This is a genomic window from Bacteroides sp. MSB163 (genome assembly GCF_036416795.1).
GTDB lineage: Bacteria > Bacteroidota > Bacteroidia > Bacteroidales > Bacteroidaceae > Bacteroides > Bacteroides maternus.
Genome location: NZ_CP143867.1, coordinates 6020576 through 6043801, shown reverse-complemented (window position 1 = coordinate 6043801; position 23226 = coordinate 6020576). Strand labels below are relative to the sequence as shown.

At 45.7% G+C, this 23226-nt stretch carries 14 protein-coding genes; 9 read left to right on the top strand and 5 right to left on the bottom strand.

The window, feature by feature from the left end; genetic code table 11:
• Window positions 1-181: 181 nt before the first annotated feature.
• On the bottom strand, window positions 182-3886 hold the full coding sequence (purL, locus tag VYM24_RS23720) for a phosphoribosylformylglycinamidine synthase (RefSeq protein ID WP_291550606.1): 3705 nt from the start codon (window positions 3884-3886) through the stop codon (window positions 182-184).
• Between the two features lie 182 nt (window positions 3887-4068).
• On the opposite strand from purL, the gene VYM24_RS23715 reads away from it, so the two are divergent.
• The 5 genes from VYM24_RS23715 (at window position 4069) to VYM24_RS23695 (ending at window position 9037) form a co-directional block, all read left to right on the top strand.
• Entirely contained in the window at window positions 4069-4722 is a 654-nt protein-coding gene (locus tag VYM24_RS23715) for a LysE family translocator (protein ID WP_044263364.1), read from the top strand.
• 17 nt (window positions 4723-4739) lie between these two features.
• Window positions 4740-5282 carry a DUF4924 family protein gene (locus VYM24_RS23710; protein WP_330941058.1) on the top strand — a complete coding sequence of 181 codons (543 nt, stop codon included), beginning with the start codon at window positions 4740-4742 and terminating at the stop codon, window positions 5280-5282.
• Between the two features lie 46 nt (window positions 5283-5328).
• Window positions 5329-6186 carry a dTDP-4-dehydrorhamnose reductase gene (gene rfbD, locus VYM24_RS23705; RefSeq protein WP_291550603.1) on the top strand — a complete coding sequence of 286 codons (858 nt, stop codon included), beginning with the start codon at window positions 5329-5331 and terminating at the stop codon, window positions 6184-6186.
• Window positions 6187-6209: 23 nt separating this feature from the next.
• Window positions 6210-7784 (top strand): peptide chain release factor 3, encoded by a 1575-nt coding sequence (locus VYM24_RS23700; protein ID WP_291550601.1) that lies wholly within the window; start codon window positions 6210-6212, stop codon window positions 7782-7784.
• 269 nt (window positions 7785-8053) lie between these two features.
• Window positions 8054-9037: a helix-turn-helix transcriptional regulator gene (locus VYM24_RS23695; protein WP_291550600.1), complete on the top strand. Its 984-nt coding sequence runs from the start codon at window positions 8054-8056 to the stop codon at window positions 9035-9037.
• A 319-nt stretch (window positions 9038-9356) separates the two neighbouring features.
• On the opposite strand, the gene VYM24_RS23690 is transcribed toward VYM24_RS23695, so the two are convergent.
• Together VYM24_RS23690 and VYM24_RS23685 are read right to left on the bottom strand one after the other, a co-directional pair.
• The gene (locus VYM24_RS23690) at window positions 9357-11252 is read right to left on the bottom strand and encodes a DNA-methyltransferase (RefSeq protein ID WP_291550599.1); all 1896 of its coding nucleotides are present in this window, start codon (window positions 11250-11252) and stop codon (window positions 9357-9359) included.
• A gap of 15 nt (window positions 11253-11267) precedes the next feature.
• On the bottom strand, window positions 11268-14120 hold the full coding sequence (locus VYM24_RS23685) for a DEAD/DEAH box helicase family protein (protein ID WP_330941057.1): 2853 nt from the start codon (window positions 14118-14120) through the stop codon (window positions 11268-11270).
• Between the two features lie 496 nt (window positions 14121-14616).
• On the opposite strand from VYM24_RS23685, the gene VYM24_RS23680 reads away from it, so the two are divergent.
• The 4 genes from VYM24_RS23680 to VYM24_RS23665 all read left to right on the top strand — a co-directional run bounded on the left by VYM24_RS23680 (window position 14617) and on the right by VYM24_RS23665 (window position 18667).
• On the top strand, window positions 14617-15096 hold the full coding sequence (locus tag VYM24_RS23680) for an HU family DNA-binding protein (protein WP_425286617.1): 480 nt from the start codon (window positions 14617-14619) through the stop codon (window positions 15094-15096).
• Window positions 15097-15291: 195 nt separating this feature from the next.
• The gene (locus VYM24_RS23675) at window positions 15292-15552 is read left to right on the top strand and encodes an OadG family protein (RefSeq protein ID WP_007664426.1); all 261 of its coding nucleotides are present in this window, start codon (window positions 15292-15294) and stop codon (window positions 15550-15552) included.
• 37 nt (window positions 15553-15589) lie between these two features.
• The gene (locus tag VYM24_RS23670; RefSeq protein WP_291550596.1) at window positions 15590-17425 is read left to right on the top strand and encodes a biotin/lipoyl-containing protein; all 1836 of its coding nucleotides are present in this window, start codon (window positions 15590-15592) and stop codon (window positions 17423-17425) included.
• 6 nt (window positions 17426-17431) lie between these two features.
• On the top strand, window positions 17432-18667 hold the full coding sequence (locus VYM24_RS23665) for a sodium ion-translocating decarboxylase subunit beta (RefSeq protein ID WP_291550595.1): 1236 nt from the start codon (window positions 17432-17434) through the stop codon (window positions 18665-18667).
• 139 nt (window positions 18668-18806) lie between these two features.
• Here VYM24_RS23665 and VYM24_RS23660 read toward each other — a convergent pair whose 3' ends face one another.
• Both VYM24_RS23660 and VYM24_RS23655 read right to left on the bottom strand, forming a co-directional pair.
• Window positions 18807-20078: a TolC family protein gene (locus VYM24_RS23660; RefSeq protein ID WP_330941056.1), complete on the bottom strand. Its 1272-nt coding sequence runs from the start codon at window positions 20076-20078 to the stop codon at window positions 18807-18809.
• An 89-nt stretch (window positions 20079-20167) separates the two neighbouring features.
• Complete coding sequence (locus tag VYM24_RS23655) at window positions 20168-23200, bottom strand: efflux RND transporter permease subunit (RefSeq protein WP_330941055.1); 3033 nt, start codon at window positions 23198-23200, stop codon at window positions 20168-20170.
• Between the last annotated feature and the right edge of the window lie 26 nt (window positions 23201-23226).

The following is a 23226-nucleotide window of genomic DNA, read 5'->3' as shown; positions in this document are numbered from 1 at the left end:
TACGGTCGTTCGTTATTGGGGGTATTTGTGAAATTAACGCAAAAATATGCATTTTGTTTGATAAAAGCAACACGAAAGCAAGAAGAATAGTGTTCGATTCCTCGCATTGTTTAGACGACAACAGGCGCAAGTTGTATATTATAACCTGCGCCTGTGCTTCACTTATAGATTGTAGTCAGAACTACTTAACCTTTTCTTCTACCCATTTACGAGCATTGACGAAGGCTTCCATCCATGGAGTGATCTGGTCGCTGTGCAGGCGGTCGGCAGGATAACAACCGTTCTGCCACGGGAAGATAGAGCGCTCCAGGTGAGGCATGATAGCCAGATGGCGTCCATCGGCACTTGCTATGGCCGCTATGGAGTAGTCGGAGCCGTTCGGATTGGCAGGATACTCGTCATAACTGTATTTGGCTACCACGTTATATTTATCTTCGTCGTAAGGCAAAGAGAATTTTCCTTCTCCGTGAGCTACCCATATACCGAGTTTGCTGCCGCTCAGAGAGCCGAACATTACGCTGCGGTTGGTAGGGATGGTAACTCCCAGGAATCTCGATTCAAATTTATGAGATTCATTATGCAGCATTTTACCGTTTTTCTTATGTTCGGGATTTATGAGGTTCAATTCCATCATCAACTGGCAACCATTACAAACACCCAGTGAAAGCGTATCTTCGCGTGCATAATACTTGTCTAGTGCTTCTTTAGCTTTCGGATTGAAGAGGAAAGCTCCTGCCCAACCTTTGGCAGAACCCAGTACGTCTGAGTTGGAGAAACCACCACAATAAACAATCAGGTTCACGTCTTCCAGTGTCTCACGTCCGCTGATGAGGTCGGTCATGGTGACGTCTTTCACATCAAAGCCGGCCAGGTACAGGGAATAAGCCATTTCGCGTTCACCGTTCGTTCCTTTTTCGCGGATGATTGCTGCGCGGATGCCTGTCGGTGTACGGCGGTTCGGGTCGATGCCATATTGAGAGAATTTACCTTTGAAGCCGGGCATGAAAGCGAATTCCAGTGGCTGCATCTTGTAGTTCTCGAAACGTTTCTTGGCGCAACCGTTCATAGATTGCTTGCGGTCGAGCAGGTAAGAAGTAGAATACCAAACATCACGCATATAGTCGATACCGAACTGATAAGTAGCGTCATCTTTAGATACGAGGATGTGGCGTTCATCGGTCGGCTTACCAATCTTCACAAAACCTACTCCGGCATCTTCCAATATTTGTTTTACTTCTTCCTTATGCTTGTCGCTTACCTGGATAACAATACCCGGGTTCTCGGCAAACAGGAGTTTCACGAGGTCGTGTTCCTTCATCTTGTCGAGATTGATTTCCATACCACCTTCTACATTGGCGAAGCACATTTCGAGTAAGGTAGTAATCAGACCACCGGCAGAAATATCGTGTCCGGCAAGAATCAATCCTTTGTTCACCAGTTCCTGAACGGCAAGGAAAGCATCGCGGAAATATTCGGCATCTTGTACAGTGGGTACTTCGTCGCCAATCTTGCCCAATGATTGCGCAAAGGCCGAACCACCCAGCTTCAGTGTATCAAAACTGAAGTCAATATGATAAATCGTTGTCTTTTCGCTGTTGACAAGTACGGGAGAAACCACTTTCTTCACATCAGAAACTTCACCGCCTGCGGAAACGATGACGGTTCCCGGAGAGATTACTTTGCTACCGTCGGGATACTTCTGAGTCATGGACAGAGAGTCTTTTCCGGTAGGCACATTGATTTGCAGTGCACAGCAGAAGTCGCTCAATGCTTTTACGGCGGTGTAGAGACGTGCATCTTCACCTTCCTGTGAGCGGCAAGGCCACATCCAGTTGGCGGAGAGTGAAATACTGTCCATTCCTTCAGCCATCGGAGCCCATACCAGGTTGGTCAGTGCTTCGCTGACAGAAAGTACTGAACCGGCAGCCGGATCTGCCAATGCAGCTTGCGGAGCATGTCCCAGTGAAGTTGCGATACCTTTTTCACCACGATAGTCGAGAGCAACCACGCCACAGTCACTCAGCGGTAATTGCAATTCACCCTGGCATTGTTGGCGGGCAATTTTGCCGGTTACCGAGCGGTCCACCTTATTGGTCAACCAGTCTTTGCAGGCAACAGCTTCCAACTGCAATACATTTGTCAGATATTCGTGCAACTTGGATTGTTCGTATTTGGGCATTTCGTAGTGGCGTTCCACGGTTTTGTCTACCATGTAAGTTTTGGGAGACGAACCGAACATCTGTTCTACGGCAAGATCGAACGGACGTACACCGTCAGCTTGTTGGAAAGCGAAGCGATGGTCACCGGTAGTTTCACCTACCACATACATTGGGGCACGTTCGCGTTCAGCCACTTTACGTACATGCTCGATAGCTTCTTCTTCAATCAGCAATCCCATACGTTCCTGGCTTTCGTTGGCGATAATTTCTTTGGCAGACAAGGTCTTGTCACCTACGGGCAATTTACTCATGTCTATCATGCCACCACATTCTTCCACCAATTCGGAGAGACAGTTTACGTGTCCGGCTGAACCATGGTCGTGGATGGATACCACCGGATTGTTGTCTTCTTCGCAGAGGGCACGTACCACGTTGTAGGCACGTTTCTGCATTTCTGCATTGGCGCGCTGTACGGCGTTCAACTCAATACCGCTGCTGTAACGTCCGGTATCTACTGAAGATACGGAACCACCACCCAAGCCGATACGGTAATTATCACCACCAATCACGACAACTTTGTTACCGGCTTCAGGAGCACCCTTCAGGCAGTCACGTTTCGTACCGTAACCGACACCGCCGGCAAGCATGATTACTTTGTCGTAACCGTAAACTTCGTCGTTTTCCTTATGTTCAAAAGTCAGTACGGAACCACAGATCAGCGGTTGGCCGAACTTGTTACCGAAGTCACTGGCACCATTGGATGCTTTGATCAGAATCTGTTCGGGAGTCTGATACAGCCATTGGCGTACCGGAAGGATTTCTTCCCAGGGACGATCTTCGTCTGTACGGGGATATGAAGTCATGTAAACGGCAGTTCCGGCAATTGGCCAGGAACCTTTACCACCGCCCATACGGTCACGAATCTCTCCACCTGTACCGGTAGATGCACCGTTGAACGGTTCTACGGTAGTTGGGAAGTTGTGTGTTTCAGCCTTCAGTGAGATAACACTCTTAATATCTTTCACCTGGAAATAGTCGGGTTTTGAATGGTCTGCCGGGGCAAACTGTTCAATTACCGGGCCTTCGGCAAAGGCTACATTATCTTTATAAGCTGAAATGATTTTATTCGGATTTTCCTGTGTGGTCTTCTTAATCATTTGGAAGAGGGAAGACTCTTGTTCCACACCATCGATGATGAATGTCCCGCCGAAGATTTTGTGGCGGCAGTGTTCGGAATTGATCTGGGCGAAACCGAATACTTCGGAGTCGGTCAGTTTACGTCCAAGGTCTTGTTCTACTTTCTTGAGGTAGTCCATCTCTTCTTTAGAGAGTGCCAGACCTTCTTTTTCGTTGTAAGCTTCCAGGTCTTCGATGTGGATGATCGGTTCCGGCTTACGGTTGGTGGTGAATACTTCCTGATCCAGTCCCTTGTACATGCGTTGCAGCATCGGGTCACGGTCAGCGTTTTCGTCCTTTACGGGGAAATACTCTTCGATACGTGAGATACCGCTCAAACCCATATTCTGGGTGATTTCCACAGCATTTGTACTCCAAGGAGTAATCATTTCGCGGCGCGGACCAACGAAATGTCCTTTCAGGTTTTCTTCACTTTCGGGGGTGGCTTCTCCAAAAAGCCAGCAGAGTTTGTCGCTTTCTGCCTGGGTGAGCGCATGGTCACATTCTACGGCCATCACGCTCTTGGATGGGGTTCTGAAAAAAAGAATCATACTGATATTTTTGATTTTTCGTTCTTTGGCGCAAAGATACATAAAATCGTTGGTGCAGAGAAAGAAAAGGAATAAAAAATAGAAGGGTGTCAAAAGTAAAGTATTGAGTGTTTTATGATAATCAGTCGAAAAAACGTTAACACAATTGGTTCGTCTCATAAAAAAGTACGATATTTGCAGCCATGATTGAGATAAGGACCATATTCGATATATTATGGAAGGGTTTTATTATTGGGGTAGTTGTGTCTGCACCATTAGGACCCGTGGGTGTATTGTGCATCCAGCGTACGTTGAATAAGGGGCGTTGGTATGGTTTCATAACAGGACTGGGAGCCTCGTTGAGTGACATTGCTTACGCCTTGCTGACAGGATACGGAATGAGCTTCGTATTCGATTACGTAAATAAAAATATCTTTTATTTGCAGTTGTTCGGAAGCATCATGTTGTTAGCATTTGGTATTTATACGTTTCGCAGTAATCCCGTCCAGTCCATCCGTCCCGTCTCAACCAACAAAGGTTCTTATTTTCATAACTTCATTACCGCCTTTGCCGTCACCTTATCCAATCCACTTATTATATTTCTCTTTATCGGACTCTTTGCACGCTTTGCCTTCGTCAGTGAGGGAGTATTAGTGTTCGAAGCGGTTACCGGATATCTGGCTATTGCACTGGGAGCATTAGCATGGTGGTTCGGCATTACTTTCTTTGTTAATAAAGTCCGTACGCAATTCAACCTGCGCGGCATCTGGATATTGAATCGTATCATTGGAGGCATTGTCATTGTTGTGTCTGTGTTTGGGTTGGTGTTTACGTTGATGGGTGAGTCACTTTACTGAGAAGAAATTATAGAATCATGAAGATAGCGCAACAATTGAAAGCGAAGAATATCGCGGAATACCTTATATATATGTGGCAAGTGGAAGATTTGATACGTGCCAACGGGTGCGATATCGATAAGATCCGCGAAAACATTATCTCCCGTTATCCGGAAGAAGAACATCCGGTGCTTGAAGAATGGTACGGTAATCTGATAGACATGATGCGTGCGGAAGGAGTGAAGGAAAAGGGACATCTGCAAATTAATCGTAACGTAATAGTGAATTTGACGGAATTGCACGTAGAACTGTTGGCGTCACCGAAGTATCCTTATTATAGTGCGGCTTATTTCAAAGCATTGCCCTTCATCGTAGAACTTCGTCAGAAGAGTGGGAAGCAGGAGGAACCGGAACTGGAAACCTGTTTTGAGGCTTTGTATGGCGTTTTATTGCTGCGTTTGCAGAAGAAAGAAATCACGGAGGGAACCGCAAAGGCGATAGAGGCCATCAGCAGTTTCATTTCTTTGCTTGCCAATTATTACGAAAAGGACAAGAAGGGAGAACTGAAACTGGATGAGTAACAGAGGCAGCTTTCAAAGATAGTAAATTGTAAATAATAGATAGAGCATGAGAGTATTAGTAACCGGTGCCAACGGACAACTTGGCAACGAGATGCAAGTTCTTGCAAAAGAGAATCCGCAACACACTTATTTTTTTACTGATGTACAGGAATTGGATATCTGTGACGAACAAGCTGTGCAGGCTTGCATTGCAGAGAATCGGATTGAGGTTGTAGTGAACTGTGCTGCTTACACAGCAGTTGACAAAGCGGAAGATAATGAAGAATTGTGCCGCAAACTGAATCAGGAAGCTCCGGGAATACTGGCACGTGCTGCGCAGGCCCATGGTGCCGCTATGATACAGGTTTCTACGGATTATGTTTTTGATGGAACAGCGCATATACCTTATAAAGAAGATTGCGACCCCTGTCCTAATTCTGTTTACGGCTTTACCAAGCTGGGTGGAGAAAAGGAGGTTATGCAGAATTGTGAGAAAGCGATGGTAATTCGTACAGCATGGTTATACTCTATTTATGGAAACAACTTTGTGAAAACGATGATTCGTCTGGGACGTGAGCGTGAGTCTTTAGGTGTGGTTTTTGATCAGATTGGTACACCGACGTATGCAAATGATCTGGCACAAGCTATCTATGCTGCCATTAATCAGGGTATTGTTCCCGGAATATATCATTTCAGCGATGAAGGGGTATGTTCATGGTATGACTTTACGGTGGCTATCCATCGCATTGCGGATATCACGACATGTAAGGTGAGTCCCTTACATACGGATGAGTATCCGGCAAAGGCGCCGCGTCCACATTATTCCGTATTGGATAAGACGAAGATTAAAAAGACTTTCGGCATTGAAGTACCTCATTGGGAAGAGAGTCTGAAAGTATGTATTGAAAAACTGAATGCCCAATAATAATATTATACCAGATTTTATATATGGCCAATAATAACGAAATTGAGAGGAGAAGAACCTTTGCGATTATCGCGCATCCGGATGCCGGTAAAACATCTTTGACTGAAAAGCTATTGCTTTTTGGTGGACAGATTCAAGTGGCGGGTGCTGTAAAGAGCAATAAGATAAAGAAAACCGCTACATCGGACTGGATGGATATAGAGAAGCAGCGTGGTATCTCTGTAACCACCTCTGTGATGGAGTTCGATTATAAAGAGTATAAGATTAATATCCTCGATACTCCCGGTCACCAGGATTTTGCTGAAGACACATATCGCACGTTGACCGCTGTAGATAGCGTTATCATCGTTGTGGATGGCGCCAAAGGTGTGGAAACGCAGACGCGTAAGTTGATGGAAGTGTGCCGTATGCGTAATACGCCGGTCATTATATTCATCAATAAGATGGACCGTGAGGCCAAAGATCCTTTCGATTTGTTGGATGAACTGGAAGAAGAACTTGCCATTCATGTACGTCCGTTGACCTGGCCTATCGAAAGTGGTATCCGTTTCAAGGGTGTTTATAACATCTATGAAAACAATCTGAATCTTTTCCAACCTTCCAAGCAAGTGGTGACGGAAAAGGTGGAGGTAGATATCAATACTGAAGAACTGGACAAACAGATTGGTGCGCAACTGGCTGATAAATTGCGTGGTGAGTTGGAATTGATAGATGGAGTTTATTCTGAATTTGATAAGGAAGAATACCTGAAAGGTGAAGTGGCGCCTGTCTTTTTCGGTTCGGCTCTGAATAACTTTGGTGTGCAAGAGCTGTTGGATTGCTTTGTAGAGATAGCTCCAAGCCCTCGTCCTGTACAGGCGGAAGAACGTGAAGTGGAACCGGAAGAGCCTAAATTCACCGGATTTGTCTTTAAGATTACGGCGAATATCGACCCGAATCATCGTTCCTGTATCGCGTTCTGCAAGATTTGCTCGGGCAAGTTTACGCGTAATACGCCCTATCTGCATGTGCGTCATGGAAAGACGATGCGTTTTTCTTCGCCCACACAGTTCATGGCACAGCGTAAGACGACTGTTGACGAGGCTTGGGCGGGTGATATCATCGGTTTGCCGGATAACGGTACTTTTAAGATCGGCGATACGCTGACGGAAGGGGAAATGCTTCATTTCCGTGGTCTGCCGAGTTTCTCACCGGAGATGTTCAAGTATATCGAGAATGCTGACCCGATGAAACAGAAACAGCTTGCCAAAGGTATCGATCAGTTGATGGACGAAGGTGTGGCACAGCTGTTTGTCAACCAGTTCAACGGCCGGAAGATTATCGGTACGGTAGGGCAGTTGCAGTTTGAGGTTATCCAGTATCGCCTGGAGAATGAATACAGCGCGAAGTGTCGTTGGGAGCCGTTGAGCCTTTATAAGGCTTGCTGGATAGAGAGCGACAATCTTGAAGAACTGGAAGCATTCAAGAAGCGTAAGTATCAGTATATGGCGAAAGACCGTGAGGGGAGAGATGTCTTCCTGGCGGATAGCGGTTATGTGCTGCAAATGGCTCAGATGGATTTCAAGAATATAAAATTCCACTTTACGAGCGAGTTCTGATTCGTATTCTGAATTGGGATTGACAGATACAGGGATGCAAAGAATAGAAACTTTGTATCCCTGTATTCTTTATATATAAGGATAATGAACTGGCTCCAGATATATTGGCTACTGATAATATGGATGTGCTGAGAACGACCCGTCGGGCTTTCTCTTGATTGATAAAGCGCGGGAGGCATGAGCTTGTTAAAAAGTTTATGCTTCCTGTGCTTTTTTGTGGGGAGAAAGTGCTACCTTTACACCTTATTATATTAACAGATACATTCAATATGAAACACGCATTTCTTCTTCTCTTTTTGCTGATTTCTTTTTTAGGGCTGACAGCCTGCTCAAAATCTGCCGCCCCGACTTTGATGAACTACGAACAGTTTCTTGTCCGTGCTGATTCGTTGGCGCAATCCGGTGTCACTGATAGTACCATTACCGTTCGGTTACTGTCTGATCTGCACAATGAATATATTCAGGTGAAGGAACATTCCGGTGGAAGTCTGGTTCGCATAAAGCCTGCCGACAAGCGGAAACAATTTATGTGGGGAACATTCACCGCATTGATGATAGGCCTCAATGTATGGCTTTCCATCAAAGATATCCAGTTTTCCAAGGATCGTAAGCACCGCCGCTATCTCATAAATTTGAGCGAGAACGAACAACGCTTGCGTAACAACGAGCGCGAATGCGAAGAATTGGAAGCGTGTTTGAACGAAATGGCGTTGACGGACGAAGAGCGGGAAGAAGTACGTCAGTCTTTAGTAAATCTTACGGATCGGAATGTATTCCTGCGAGGAGAGAACGACTCCCTCCGCATTCGCCTTAAGGAATATGAAAAGCGTCCGTTGCCTCGTGAAGCGGAATTGCTGGAGGCGCAGAACGAACGCATCTGTCTGCTTGATAAACAAGTACAGACTCTTACTTCAGCGTTAATAGACCGTGACGACGTGGTGGAACGCCTGCGCCGTCAGCCTAAGTTTCTCTCTGACAAAGATTGGGAACACTTGATACAACTCGCAAATCGCGTGTACAATGACTTCACCAACCGTCTCGCCACACGTTTTCCTTCATTGACTGCCGCCGATCTGCAACTTTGTCTGTTGATACGTCTGCATTTCACGAATGCACAAGTAGCTACCCTTATTGCGGTGTCGCCTGCTTCGGTTTCACAACAAAAATTCAGGCTGAAGAAAAGGCTGATGCAAGAGGAGGAGACACTGTTCAAGGAGGGGGAGACGTTGGATACCGTGGTGGGCGGATACTAAATAACCGAAATATAACAACAAAGAAATGCTTCCGAATCTCTTGCTTTGATGGAGGTATCCTCAGTCGTTATATGAGGTACCCTCTGTCGTTATGTAAGGCATCCTCTGTCGTTATGTGAGGTACCCTCAGTCGTTATCTTTGAATACCCCGCCGAGAAGTGCTTCTGACGGGGCTTTTTGCGCTCGGATGACAATTCTTGCTATTTTGCATTTTTTTGCAGGAATGCGATAAAATTTTACTTGTTCCCAAGCATAAGCTATCGGCTTTAATTCCTGACAAAGTGATAACTCCCTTAATTCCTGCTATGAATAATACAGATTATAATGTATATACAGTTTCGTCTCCGCATATATTACGGATTTTCATTCGCAAAGGCTTATGGTCGCAGCGGATACGGGCATCCCAGAACTCATTGGTTTTGATTCCGTTTCGGATAGTATAGCCCAGCTTGTCGATTTTTATCTCGCTGTCGCTATGCCAGATGGCCTCCTTGTCGGCTGTAGAGCAGTCTAGGCTGATCCACTCGATGGTTTCAAGCCCTTCATCGCTGATGGTGATGGGAGAGTGTTTCTTTTCCTTGCCCTTGCCGGAGTTCTTCAGGTTGAACTGCACGACTTGCTGCTCCGCTTTGAGGTTGATAACTTCTATCTTCTTAAGCACACGGTCGCTGTGGAACTGTATGATTTCTACTTGCCATCCTTTGAACAGGTTGTCCTGTGTTTCCGTAAGTTGCCATTCGGCATAGTCTTCCACTACTACGTTGTCAAGCACCTGCTTCAGGTCGCGTAGTTCGATTTCAATGAGCGGGTTGCCTTGCTCTTTGATGAATTGCTCTATCTCTTTCCGGTCGATGATATCTATGTAATAGACGATTACGCGCTTTACATCATCAGGCAAATCGGGCATGGCTTCGCGGATGATGCGGTTCATTAGTGGTTTGTCCAACAAGCGGGTGCTGCTGTCCATCAGATTGGGCAGATAGACAGGCATCATACCGCATTTGGTATCCATAATACTGCCTTCCCAGAATTTGTCCAGGGCATCTTCGTTGCGAAGGCCAATAATCAGACTTTTTAACTTTTCCATGGTTTGCACGGGGTTTCGGTAGAGTGAAACGCCGTCTTTTATTTCGAGAATGTCGAATTCGGCCTTTGCAGCCATGAGGCGGTCGCGGACGGTTTGTATGCTGTTGATGCCGATGTCACAATGAATGAACCGACGGTTATTAAGATGGGAGGCAGTTGATAGAACTCCACTACCTCCAAAAAAATCAGCTACAATATCATTGGAATTAGAACTTGCTAAAACTATTCTCTCAATGAGTGGGTATGGTTTCTCTGTTGCATATTCTACTCGTTTTATTCCATCAACAGGATATCTTGAGGCAACAGCATATTTCCACCAATCTTCTGGTATTTTCCCTTTTTCATTTAAGTCGTATGTATCAGAAATGAAGCCTGATCCAACAAGTCCTTTTTTGAAATTGTCAATAGTCTTGGCGTTATGTGTCATTCGAATATCTTTATCATTAAAGATATAGTCCTGTTTATCTTTACAATACCAAAATATAGTATCATGTTTTTTATTAAAGTGTTGCATTCCCGGTGAACCAGGTCCATTATAACACCACACTATCTCGTTCACAAAGTTATCTTCTCCGAAAACCTCATCCATCAACACCTTCACATAATGTCCTATATGCCAGTCCAGATGAACATAAATACTTGCCGTATCGCTCATCACACTCTTGATGGCCATCAGATTCTCGTACATCCAGTTCAAATAGCGTTCCTTGTCCCAAATGTCACCGTACATCTTCTCCTCAAAGGCTTTCAGTTCTTCCACATCCAGCTCCGTTTCAGCCTGTCGCATTGCTTCCGCCACTTTGGGGTTCCTCCTTATATAAACCTTCTTCGCATAATCCGCCCCGCTGGCGAACGGGGGATCGATATATACCAAATCCACACTGATGCCTTTATCTTTTAAGTAAGCACAAGCCGAAACACACTCACCACGGATAATCAGGTTCCCGTCCGGGTTCTTACCTATCTTTTCCTGCAACTCTGTTTCGTAGAACGGCATGCCACGTTCTATGTGTTCTATCACTTTGTCATTGTCGCGATAGCGCAGGATGCGTTTGGTGCGCACAAAGTTGTCGAGCAATGCTTGGCCTTCCAGTGTATTCGGGAAATAGGGTACATATTTAATAGCCATATCTTGAATGTATTTTTAGTTGTTAAAGAATTGATTGATTGCACGCAGGGTCCGTCTTTCTTGTTCCTCCCTGTTTAAAGTGTCTTCCAGATAGAGGAAGCTGAAACGTGGGTAGCCGAACTTTTCGTTGTTCTTCTTGATGAATTCGGTCTCGATAAAGTTGCGCTTATCTGCAAACTTGGCGGCAAACCCTTCACCCTTCGTCTCAATGATAATGATTTTATGAATTTGCTTGTCGACATTTCGGCTGATGAGAAGGAAGTCGGGGACGTATTTTCCTATGTATCTCCATTCCTTGCCCGACTGTCTGTAACAGTTAATCTTGAATTCGGTCATGGTGTCGTCACCGTTGAAGTATATTTCCAGCTCCTTATCTTTGATTATAGGCAGGACGGATTGCGAGAAATACTCCCTCTCCAGAGAGCTGTCGAAACGGTAAGGAAGGTAATGATAGGTTTTCCCACGTTCGGGGTGCGGGTCGCGCGGGTGTAGCGATGTGGTATCCATTCCTTGTGCTTCTAATATCTCCATGGCAGCCTGCACTTCGGGGGTAAGTGGAGCGTCGGCAGGGCGATTGTCCCATTGGAGCACTTCTTTCACCTCTTTTTGTGAAGGGTAGAAATGGCTGTCATCCGTCACTTCAATCGGAGAAACTAATTTTTCTATTTGCAGCAGGTTGGCTTTGGCAGGTACAATCTCTTCATTGGTGCGGAAATCCCGCCTGGGGACGAATGCCTGGCGTATCAGAGAACGTATCTGCATGTGGTCAAAATGGTGATTGAAGGACAGGAGTTCTCCTTCTTTGACTGTAATTCGGCGAAAGATGTCGTTTAACTCTTTATCGTATTTTCTTAGTTCCGTAATGGAGAGTGTACCGAAGCTTTCTTTGGCGATGAACTGTAGCCAGTGATTGAAAGAAGCGATTTCATGGCTCGATTGTCTTTCTTCTTCATAGTGCCCTATGATGTGCCCTTCCATGTCTTGATGATGGATGATGGACAACTCGGCCTGCCGCAGTATGCCTTCGTCTGTCAGCCGTTCTGCGGTATGCGTGTCTCCGTCGATGATTAATGTCTGATAAGAAACCTTTAACTGAAAGAAGTCGATGGGAGGCACCTGCATCCGCTCCATGCGTGAAAACCGTTCGATGGATTTGAAGGAATATGTTTTCTTGTCACTGAACTCCTGCAAAGTGATGTTCTGTTGTTGTTTCAACTGCTTGTTCAAGGTATCGGCATTAAATTTGTTCAACCAGATCAAGGCAGTTTCCGCATGGTTTTTCTGCACTTGGCGCAGGCAGCGGCAACTTGTTTGTAGCACCATATTCGTGGGGCATACTCCTTTTTGAGGAAGGATTACACCGGCGAGGCTCTTACAGTCCCATCCCTCTTTGCCAATTTGTACCAGCAAAATTATTCTGATTTTGGAAAAGATAGTGTCGATTGATGCAAACTCAGTTTCCGATCCTTCCGGCTGTGGATATTTAGAGTTTCCACCATGATATTTCAGAATACTTGTCACGGGGTCCAGTCCATAAGCGGCTGATATTTCGGCGGCGAGCGGATAAATCTGCTCTTCCAGTGTCTCTATCTGTCCGCAATAGATGGCGAGTTTGGCACAGGTGCTGTCCGGGTAAACGGTTTCCTTGTATTTTTCCAGGAATTCCTTTATTCCGTTGCGGACAATCATATCGGTCTCATTATCGGCATACTTCACCTCAGGTGTTTTCAAGAAATTACCGATTCCCTCAATGAGAGGGTAGTAATACACCACGTTGGCCAGGTCTGTATTCTTGATGCTGAATGTTTCTCCCAAGACCACATTCTCCGCTTTTTCCAGATAGGGGGTACCCGAAAAGCCTAATACGGCATTGAAAGAGTGGGCGCGCGTCCATTCGTTCACTACTTTGCGTAGTTTTATTTCGCCATCGGCGGCATGGTGCACTTCGTCTATGTAGATGGCCAGATTAGGTAATTGTCCGATGATATTCCGCAATTCATTAGCAAGTTTCACCTTATTATATTCTTCTTCCGTGAACAGCTTGCTGTCTTCTTCCTGGTCCATCCTGTCCAATATTACTTTTTCGGCGTTGGTAATAGCTACCAGTCCCATCAAGTCTTCCAGTGGCTGGTGATTGTTTATCTTTTGCGCATTGGGGTTTTTGATGAGATTACTCTTTTTGGCTGATTTCTGTTCGTTCAGTATTTCGAATTTGATTAACCGCTTGAGCTGTGAGGCGGTAGGTTCGGGTATTACCCATGACGGATCGAACCCTTTGATATGCTTCAGGCTGGGGATAATGGATGATTTCAGTCCGGAAGGGGCAAATATCATGAAGTTATGTGCAAAGCAAGGGTTGCTTGGCTCATTTTGTGCAAAATACAGATCTATATAGATGAATGCTGCCATCAGATAGGTTTTCCCGGCTCCCATGGGCAGGCTGAACAGATAATCCGTATAGGCTACGTCATAAAATATCTTTCTGAAAGTCTTCTCATAGTCTATCTCTGTGGCATGCTCTTTGATGAAAGTTTCCAAGGATGGAGCAAGTTGCCGTCCGTTCTTATCCTTCAGCAAGGCATACTCCAATAAGGCGGTGGCGGCTTTGTTTGTCGTCAGCACGTTGCGTGCATCTACAGTGAGCGGCATTGTGCTTAAGTCCATGCTGTTGAATGTTCCATTAACGAACAGTTTCCACAAAGGTTGGTTTTTACATGCTATCTTGAGAAACAGATAGGTCTTTATGGCATCTAACTGGGCATCGCGCATCCTTCCTTTGCGGTCGATATAGGACAACAATTCGCGGATAGTGCAATCCGCAGAGCATAGCCATTCATCACGCTTTTGGGTTATAAGTCTATAGAACATATATTTAAATTATGGAGCAATCTTTTATTAAAAAAGTATTAGGGTGCAAAGTAATGAAATTATGCGCAATTAAAAGCGAGAAAGAGAAGAAAAGTTCTTTTGCCCATATTGTAGAGATACTCTGTTTTCTTACTGTTCATTATCAGTTCTTTAATTCCTCCCCTTGTAGAGATACCTATTGTTTATTCATCTTCTGTTTTTTGCTCCTGTTCATGTACTGTAGAGATGCGTTTTTGCAACATGCTGATTAATAGGAACTTGTTGTTGTGCGTTGTAGAGACAGTTTTCTTGCTTTTCCCTCTTGCGCACCCTAACTTTGCAACATCGAATTTGAGAAAAACGAAAGGCTTAATCGTTGAGGCCTCGCGATGAAATTCTTTCTTAATAACCTCTTAAAGGAGATGCGGCCTCGGTCAGTCCTTAACCTGACCGGTCAAAGCAGTGATGACTGGTTCATTTGCAACTATATCTATATTTACTTAATACATTCTTAATTATGTTTTATAAGAAAAATCAACAGAAAATCAATGGCTTGTGGTATCCTAAATCTATTACATGGGGTAAAGCCATTACAACCGATCAGGTTGCGGATCAATTGGCATATCTTTCTACCACTACTCGTGGTGATGCGTATGCTATCGTCAAAAATCTGGGAAAAGTACTCTCTCTTTACATGGCACAGGGACGTACGGTGAAAATAGATGGGGTTGGTACTTTTTATTATACGGCTGCTGCCAATAAAAAGGGAGTACAAACTGCTAAGGAGGTAAGTGCCTCCCAGATAGTGGGCGTGCGCGTCCGTTTCATTCCCGAAGTTGAACGCGATGTGAATAGTAAAGTTGTTACTCGCAGTATGGTGGATAATAATATCTGCTGGGAAGAGTGGGGCAAAAACTCCACTAATAGTGGAGGTGCCAATTCCGATAACCCAGGCGGTTCCGGTGAAGGTGGTTTGGATGAAAATCCGTTGGGATAACTTCCCGAGCACTTCGTTTAATTCTATTTTGGAGCATCCGACTTGTGATAAATGGTTCCCGTACAGCCCCTTCCGGCAGTACGGGAACTTTTGTTTTAGCATCTTTTATCATTTTTTTCTGCCTTTCTTCTATAAATATTCGCTAATTTCGGACGATTTTTTGTAAAACAGACCGAATAACTAATAATTTATAATATGGAAAATCTCAACACAGCGCTTCTGCTGATGGTGGTAGGTATGACGACAGTGTTCGCTATCCTGCTGATTGTAATCTACTTAGGTAAAGGACTTATTCTTCTGGTTAACAAGTACGCCCCCGAAGAGGTGGTGCCGGATAAGAAAGGCGCGCAAGGTCCTGCAGCAATTCCCGGAAACATTTTGGCTGCTATCAGTGCTGCTGTAACAGTGGTGACACAAGGCAAGGGTAAAGTAGCCAAGGTCGAGAAAGTAAAATGATAATCTTTAATAAAAAACACACATCTATTTATTTAGTATGAAAAAGGAAATTAAGTTCAGCCTGGTTTTCAGGGACATGTGGCAGAGTGCCGGAAAATATGTGCCCCGCGTAGATCAGCTGGTAAAGGTTGCTCCCGCTATTGTTGAAATGGGCTGTTTTGCCCGCGTAGAAACCAATGGCGGAGGTTTTGAACAGGTAAATCTATTGTTTGGTGAAAATCCTAATAAAGCTGTACGTGCATGGACGAAGCCGTTTCACGAGGCTGGTATACAAACTCACATGTTGGACCGTGCACTGAACGGTCTTCGCATGAGCCCCGTACCTGCCGATGTGCGTAAGCTGTTTTATAAAGTGAAGAAAGTGCAGGGAACGGATATTACACGTACGTTCTGCGGACTGAACGATACCCGTAACATTATTCCTTCCATCGCTTACGCTAAAGAAGCCGGAATGATTTCCCAGTGTTCGCTCTGTATCACTCATTCGCCTATCCATACAGTAGAATATTACACCAATATGGCGTTAGAACTCATCAAGGCAGGTGCTGATGAAATCTGTATCAAGGATATGGCAGGTATCGGACGTCCGGTATCGCTGGGCAAGATTGTGGCTAATATCAAGGCTGCACATCCCGAAATCCCTATCCAGTATCATAGCCATGCAGGTCCGGGCTTCAATATGGCAAGTATTCTCGAAGTTTGTGAGGCGGGTTGCGACTACATTGACGTAGGTATGGAACCGCTTTCCTGGGGTACAGGACACGCTGACCTGCTGAGTGTGCAGGCTATGCTGAAAGACGCGGGCTTCCAGGTGCCTGAGGTAAATATGGAAGCATACATGAAAGTGCGCGCGTTGATTCAGGAATTTATGGATGACTTCCTCGGTTTGTATATCAGTCCGAAGAACCGCTTGATGAACTCCTTGTTGATAGGTCCGGGACTCCCGGGTGGTATGATGGGTAGTTTGATGGCTGACTTGGAGTCCAATCTGGAATCTATCAATAAATATAAGGCGAAACGTAACTTGCCGTTTATGACGCAGGATCAGTTGCTTATCAAGCTGTTCAATGAAGTGGCTTATGTATGGCCGCGTGTAGGTTATCCTCCGTTGGTAACTCCGTTCAGCCAGTATGTTAAGAATCTGGCGATGATGAACGTGATTGCTATGGAAAAAGGCAAGGAACGTTGGGGTATGATTGCTGATGATATCTGGGATATGTTGTTGGGCAAGGCAGGTAAACTGCCGGGTACGCTGGCTCCTGAACTCGTGGAGAAAGCGGAACGTGAAGGCCGTAAGTTCTTTACCGGGAACCCACAGGATAATTATCCGGATGCGCTCGACAAGTATCGTAAGATGATGAAAGAAAACAAATGGGATTTGGGCGAGGATGATGAAGAACTCTTCGAATATGCCATGCATCCGGCACAATATGAAGCATACAAGAGTGGCAAGGCGAAAGAAGACTTCCTGGCGGACGTGGAAAAACGCAAGGCGGAACTTAATAAGTCCCCGTTGGATGACGCTAAACCGAAGACGCTAACCGTACAGGTGGATGGACAGGCTTATCGCGTGACGGTGGCTTATGGTGATATTGACCTACCGGCAAATGCTACTGCGAAAGTGGAAGCCCCCGTAGGCGAAGGTCAGGATGTGATCGCTCCGTTGGAAGGTAAGTTCTTCCTGACGAAGAATGCACAGGAAACTCCGGTGAAGGTGGGCGACAAGGTGAAGAAAGGTGACTTGCTTTGCTACATTGAAGCAATGAAGACATATAATGCCATCCGTGCCGACTTTGACGGAACAATTACGGCTATTTGTGCCACTCCGGGGGACACCGTTTCAGAAGATGATGTATTAATGAAGATAGGATAAACAGCGATGGAAGAAATATTTGCAAAACTCTATGATATGACGGCGTTCAGCAATATCATTGCCGACCCGTCGTTTCTGGTGATGTATGCCATTGCTTTCATTCTGCTGTACTTGGGTATCAAGAAGCACTACGAACCGTTGTTGCTGGTGCCCATCGCTTTTGGTGTACTTATCGCCAACTTTCCCGGTGGCGATATGGGGGTCATTCAGGCGGATGAAAACGGAATGGTAATGGTAAATGGGGCGTTGAAGAACATCTGGGAAATGCCGTTGCATGAAATTGCACACGACTTGGGATTGATGAACTTCATCTACTATATGTTGATTAAGACAGGCTTCTTGCCGCCCGTCATCTTTATGGGTGTGGGGGCTTTGACGGACTTCGGACCGATGCTCCGCAACCTGCGTCTCTCTATCTTTGGTGCTGCTGCACAGTTGGGCATCTTTACGGTACTGTTGTGTGCAGTGATGATTGGTTTCACGCCGCAGGAAGCGGGTGCTCTCGGTATCATTGGTGGTGCTGACGGCCCGACTGCAATTTTTACGACTATCAAGTTGGCTCCGCATTTATTGGGTCCGATTGCTATTGCGGCCTATTCTTACATGGCGTTGGTGCCGGTGATTATTCCGTTGGTAGTGAAGCTGTTCTGCTCTAAGAAGGAATTGATGATCAATATGAAGGAACAGGAAAAGCTCTATCCTTCGAAGACGGAAATCAAGAATCTGCGTGTACTGAAAATCATTTTCCCGATAGCGGTAACTACAATTGTCGCTCTCTTTGTACCGACGGCAGTGCCTTTGATCGGTATGTTGATGTTCGGTAACCTGATTAAGGAAATCGGTGCGGACACCAGCCGTTTGTTTGATGCGGCTGCAAATAGCATTATGAATGCGGCAACCATTTTCTTAGGATTGAGTGTAGGCGCAACTATGACAAGCGAAGCGTTCCTGAACTGGACAACCATTGGTATTGTCATAGGTGGTTTCCTTGCATTTGCGCTTTCCATTACGGGTGGTATCTTCTTTGTGAAGCTGTTCAACCTGTTCAGCAAGAAGAAGATCAATCCGCTAATTGGTGCAACAGGACTGAGTGCTGTGCCTATGGCGAGCCGCGTATGCAATGAGATTGCTACGAAGTATGATCCGAAGAACCATGTGCTGAATTACTGTATGTCCAGTAATATCTCCGGTGTTATCGGTTCGGCGGTGGCTGCGGGTGTGCTGATCTCGTTCCTGGGATAAGGAGAATAGATACGCGGACGACGCGGATTGATGCGGATGAACGCGGACTTTTTAGGCGTGGATTACGCAAATTACACGGATTCATTTCTTTATTGTAATGAAAGAATCTGCATAATTTGTGTAATCCGCGCCTGAATCTTTATTCACTAATCACTTTCCTGTATTCTGCCACTGCCATTTTCTCTGCCAGATATGCATTAATCAGGTTCGTATGCGCCTGTGTCCATGATAATTGTGCGGACAAAACATCTGCCATGCTGGACTTTCCTTCGTTATAAGAGAAAGTGACAAGGTCCAGGTTCTCTTCGGCAAGATCCATATTCTCCTTTGCTGTCTTTACTTGTTGCTCTGTTTCCGTCAGTTTTGTGGTGGCGGCGGAGAGTTCTTCAAGAATATTATCAGTGATATAACTTTGTTGCAGCTTCTGGATACCAATGAATGCTTTCTGTTGCCGGTTTGTCTTGAAACGCGCCCCCCAACGGAAGATGGGGATACTGACGTTTACTCCGGCTACAGGCGTATGGGGGATTTCCTGTCCCATGTACGTGATACCGGTATCCCAACCTGTGGCAAGGAACATGCTTACCTGAGGATTGTACTTGCTGAGGGCGGCATGGCGTTGTGCTTCACTTCGGGCTATGTTTACCGTTGTGCTGGCATAATCGGCACGGCGTGGAAGTACATCGTCAAGTCCAAGAATGTCGATGGGTTCACTGGCTATACTGATTTCACTTAGGCTATCTACAGGGGTATTGGGTGCTACTCCCATCAGAATGTTCAGTTGTTGCAGAGCAAGGGTATAGTTTTGGCGGGCCTTGATATACTGCAATTCAGCTTCTTTCTGGCGGGTGGAAATCATCAGCAGGTCTGTACGACTGATAGCGCCATCGTTGAAACGATCCTGAATAATATCGTGCTGCTTCTTTATGATATCCTGAAATGTAGCAGCAGCCTCAAGACTGGCATAGGCGGCTGAAGCATTCCAGTAAACGGCATCGCTTTGATAATGAATTTGATCGAGAGTCAGTTCGGTGGTGAGCTGGCTTAATTCTTCATCAGCCTGCGCCATACGTTTCTGGGCTATCAGAGAACCACCGGTATAGAGGGGTTGTGCCAAAGTTGCGAGTGCCTGATAGGTGTAGGGGCGGTATTCACCTTTCGGACTGTTCCACTTATCCAGGTGGTTGAGGTTGGCGGTACCTTCGGCTGTGATGTCTATTTGTGGCAGGAAGCCGGTATTTGCTATTTTTCGCGCTTCAGTGCTTGCCATGGTTTTCAAGCGCTGCTGTTTCAGCGCCTGGCTGTAGGCTTCTACTTTGTCACGATATGCTTCGCGGCTGAGGTATTGCTGCGCTCCGGATTTCAGGCCGAAGCAACAGAGTAGGGCGATTATCAATATCTTCTTCTTCATGATTACTTGTATTTCTTCTTTTTATATATTTACGGATAAATGACGGTTATCACACCGAAAGGCACTTGTCCCTCGTAGCTTGTAGCTCGTCACTCTTTTATCTTATGTATCGCGCAATATGCCACCGGAAGCACGAACAGCGTCAATGCTGAGGCTACCAGCAGACCACCCATGATGGTTGCCGCCATACCACCGAACATAGCGTCGAATAGCAACGGCAACATACCCAGAATCGTAGTTCCGGACGCCATGGCTACAGGTATGATACGGCTGGTTGTAGCACTGATTACGGCATTTAGGGGGGCTTTTCCGGAAGCTGCTTCTATATCGATCTGGTCTACCAATACAATTGCATTCTTGATATTCATACCAATCAATCCCAGTAGGCCGAGAACTGAGAAAAAGTCGAATGATTTACCAAGCAAGATTAATCCCAGTACGATTCCGATAAAGATAAGCGGCAACATCAATAGGATGACAATTGGCTTGCGGTAGGTCCTGAACAGGAACAACAGGGTGACGAACATCAGGAAAAACGTCAATGGCATATTAGCTGCCAATGCTGCATTACTTTCTGCCTGACTTTCCTGTTCACCAAAATACTTCATGGTATATCCTTCCGGTACCTGAATTTCTTCTTGTACTTCTTTCCATATCTTATTGAATGCTGCTATGGCATTTACTCCCCGGCGTGGATCGGCTTGCGCCATCATTACCATCTGACGGTTATAGTCTTTCACATTCGAGAACTTATATTGGAAATCAAATTCACTGACTACTTGTTCCAGGGTAGTGGTTTCCTGTGTTGTTCCGAATACGGGTAGTGTACGCAGGTCGTTGATGCGGAAAGAATCGACCGTGTTATCCTTTAGCAGGATGGGCAGCACCTGATCGCCTTCACGATATTCACCTAATGTCATACCGCTTGTACCGATCTGAATGCTCTGTGCCATACTTTGCCGGGAGACACCTAACGGTTGGGCACGTTCCGGACTGTAAACGGGTTTCCATACAGGAATCTTATTCCCCCATGAATTGCGTACGTTGATGAGATCATTATCCCGATGCATGATTTCCAGGACTTTGTTGGTCAGCATCACCAGTGAATCGACATTATTACCGATAAAGCCGATTTCAATGGCGGCGTCTACCGCAGGCGATAGCTTAAACAAAGTGGTACGGGTAATGGCATTCGGATAGTTTGCCTTCATATATTGGTCGAAGTTCTCTTCGTATTCCTTTGTATATTTACTGTCGGTCAGTTCGATAAGTATATTGGCAAAGTTGGGCTTGGGACCGACGGAAGTAGATGCCAGATAGTAACGTAACGGTGTACTTCCGAATGTGGTGGATATTCGTTTCACTTCCGGTTGTTGCAGGAGGTGCGCTTCCACCTGTTTCATTTCCTTTTCCACGTCACGGATGCTGTAACCGTCCGGATAGAATATGTCGGCACGGAAATAGGGCTTATCCAATGAGGGGAAGAAGTTTTGCGGCATCATTCCCATGATGACCAGTGAGATGACAAACAGGACTACCATACTACCCAGTGTGAGCGTCTTCTTTTTGATAAGTACTCCGAGGATAGATGCGAACTTGTGATAGAAAGGTTTATCATACGGATCTTTATTAGTATCGCCGGATTTGGTTTTCAAGATAAAATTACCGAAAGTGGTAGTCTGTGTGAGTGCCAGTACCCAGCTTAATCCCAAAGAAATGGCAAGTACGACAAACAGAGGTTTTACGATTTCCGCTACGGCAGAAGGGGCGAGGTACAGCGGGAGGAATGAACAAATGGCGATGAACGTGGCGCCAAGTAAGCCCCATTGTGGTCCGGTAGCTCCATCTATCAGTGCTTTTCTACGGTCTATTCCTCGGGCAATGGCTATTTGTGCATTGTCCGTCACTACAATGGCATTATCCACCAGCATACCCATGGCAATGATGAAACCTGCCAGGGAAGTACGGTTCAGTCCTACCCCCATGAAGGACATGATGAGCAACGTGCCGCCAATGGTAAATAGCAGTGAACTTCCTATAAGTATACCAGCACGTAGCCCCATCACCAGCATGATGATAACGATTACAATGAGGAGGGATTCTATCAGGTTAATGATGAAACCATTATTTGCTTCCTGAGCTATGACATTTTCCGGATACAGACTTTCCAACTCCAACCCTACCGGAATAAGGGGAAGAAGTTCAGCCAGTTTCTGATCTACCAGTTCTCCGGTCTTTACTACATCCTTTGTCGGGTCGGTGGAAACGCCGATACCTATGGCACGCTTCCCGTTGACGTGCATGATGTTGCCGGGAGGATCCATATATCCTTTTTCAATGACGGCGATATCGCCCAGTTTTACCTGTCCGCCCGGAGTGGTAATCACTTGGTTCCGGATGTCATTGACGGTGGTATAGGTTCCGTTGGCTACAATGCGCAGTTGTTGTTCACCGGCATTGATTTCACCAGTATTGATAATTTGGTTTTGCGATTGTAGCAGACTTGCCACTTGTTTCGGATCTATGCCCATACCGGCCAGTTTATTGACGGATATATAGATATTCACCACCTCGGTTTGTGTACCGAACAAGGCTACTTTCATTACCCCGTCGGCAGTGATAACCTGGGTTTTGATACGTTCTGCCCAGTTGCGCATTTCTTCGTAAGAGAAACCGTCATCGCCTACCAAGCCATAGTATATACCGAATACATCGCCGAAATCATCCGATACCGTGGGAACGGAAGCACCGGCGGGTAGTTGCGGTTGTATGTTGAGCACCTTGCGGCGAAGTTCATCCCATTTCTGCGGAATAGACTCTGCGGAAAGGGAAGGTTGAAGCTCGAATGTTATCTTGGATAGTCCGTACATGGACTCCGATTTAATTTTATATGCACCACTCATCGACTGTATCTCGCGGGAGATCGGTTCGGTGATCAGTCGTTCTACTTCTGCCGGTTCTGCCCCCGGATAGCGAGTCATAATGACCGCTGACTTGATGACGAAGGGTGCATCTTCTTTCTTTCCCAACCGGCCGAATGATAGTATACCGCCGATTAGCAACACAGCCAGGAAGAAATAAACAATCTTGGTGTTGTCTAATGCATATTTAGCTAAATTCATATGATTTATATTTGGGCGACCTCAAG

Excerpts from the sequence above, each read along its gene's own strand:
- purL (WP_291550606.1), bottom strand. The coding sequence starts at position 3,886 with ATGATTCTTTTTTTCAGAACCCCATCCAAGAGCGTGATGGCCGTAGAA.
- VYM24_RS23715 (WP_044263364.1), top strand. The coding sequence starts at position 4,069 with ATGATTGAGATAAGGACCATATTCGATATATTATGGAAGGGTTTTATT.
- VYM24_RS23710 (WP_330941058.1), top strand. The coding sequence starts at position 4,740 with ATGAAGATAGCGCAACAATTGAAAGCGAAGAATATCGCGGAATACCTT.
- rfbD (WP_291550603.1), top strand. The coding sequence starts at position 5,329 with ATGAGAGTATTAGTAACCGGTGCCAACGGACAACTTGGCAACGAGATG.
- VYM24_RS23700 (WP_291550601.1), top strand. The coding sequence starts at position 6,210 with ATGGCCAATAATAACGAAATTGAGAGGAGAAGAACCTTTGCGATTATC.
- VYM24_RS23695 (WP_291550600.1), top strand. The coding sequence starts at position 8,054 with ATGAAACACGCATTTCTTCTTCTCTTTTTGCTGATTTCTTTTTTAGGG.
- VYM24_RS23690 (WP_291550599.1), bottom strand. The coding sequence starts at position 11,252 with ATGGCTATTAAATATGTACCCTATTTCCCGAATACACTGGAAGGCCAA.
- VYM24_RS23685 (WP_330941057.1), bottom strand. The coding sequence starts at position 14,120 with ATGTTCTATAGACTTATAACCCAAAAGCGTGATGAATGGCTATGCTCT.
- VYM24_RS23680 (WP_425286617.1), top strand. The coding sequence starts at position 14,617 with ATGTTTTATAAGAAAAATCAACAGAAAATCAATGGCTTGTGGTATCCT.
- VYM24_RS23675 (WP_007664426.1), top strand. The coding sequence starts at position 15,292 with ATGGAAAATCTCAACACAGCGCTTCTGCTGATGGTGGTAGGTATGACG.
- VYM24_RS23670 (WP_291550596.1), top strand. The coding sequence starts at position 15,590 with ATGAAAAAGGAAATTAAGTTCAGCCTGGTTTTCAGGGACATGTGGCAG.
- VYM24_RS23665 (WP_291550595.1), top strand. The coding sequence starts at position 17,432 with ATGGAAGAAATATTTGCAAAACTCTATGATATGACGGCGTTCAGCAAT.
- VYM24_RS23660 (WP_330941056.1), bottom strand. The coding sequence starts at position 20,078 with ATGAAGAAGAAGATATTGATAATCGCCCTACTCTGTTGCTTCGGCCTG.
- VYM24_RS23655 (WP_330941055.1), bottom strand. The coding sequence starts at position 23,200 with ATGAATTTAGCTAAATATGCATTAGACAACACCAAGATTGTTTATTTC.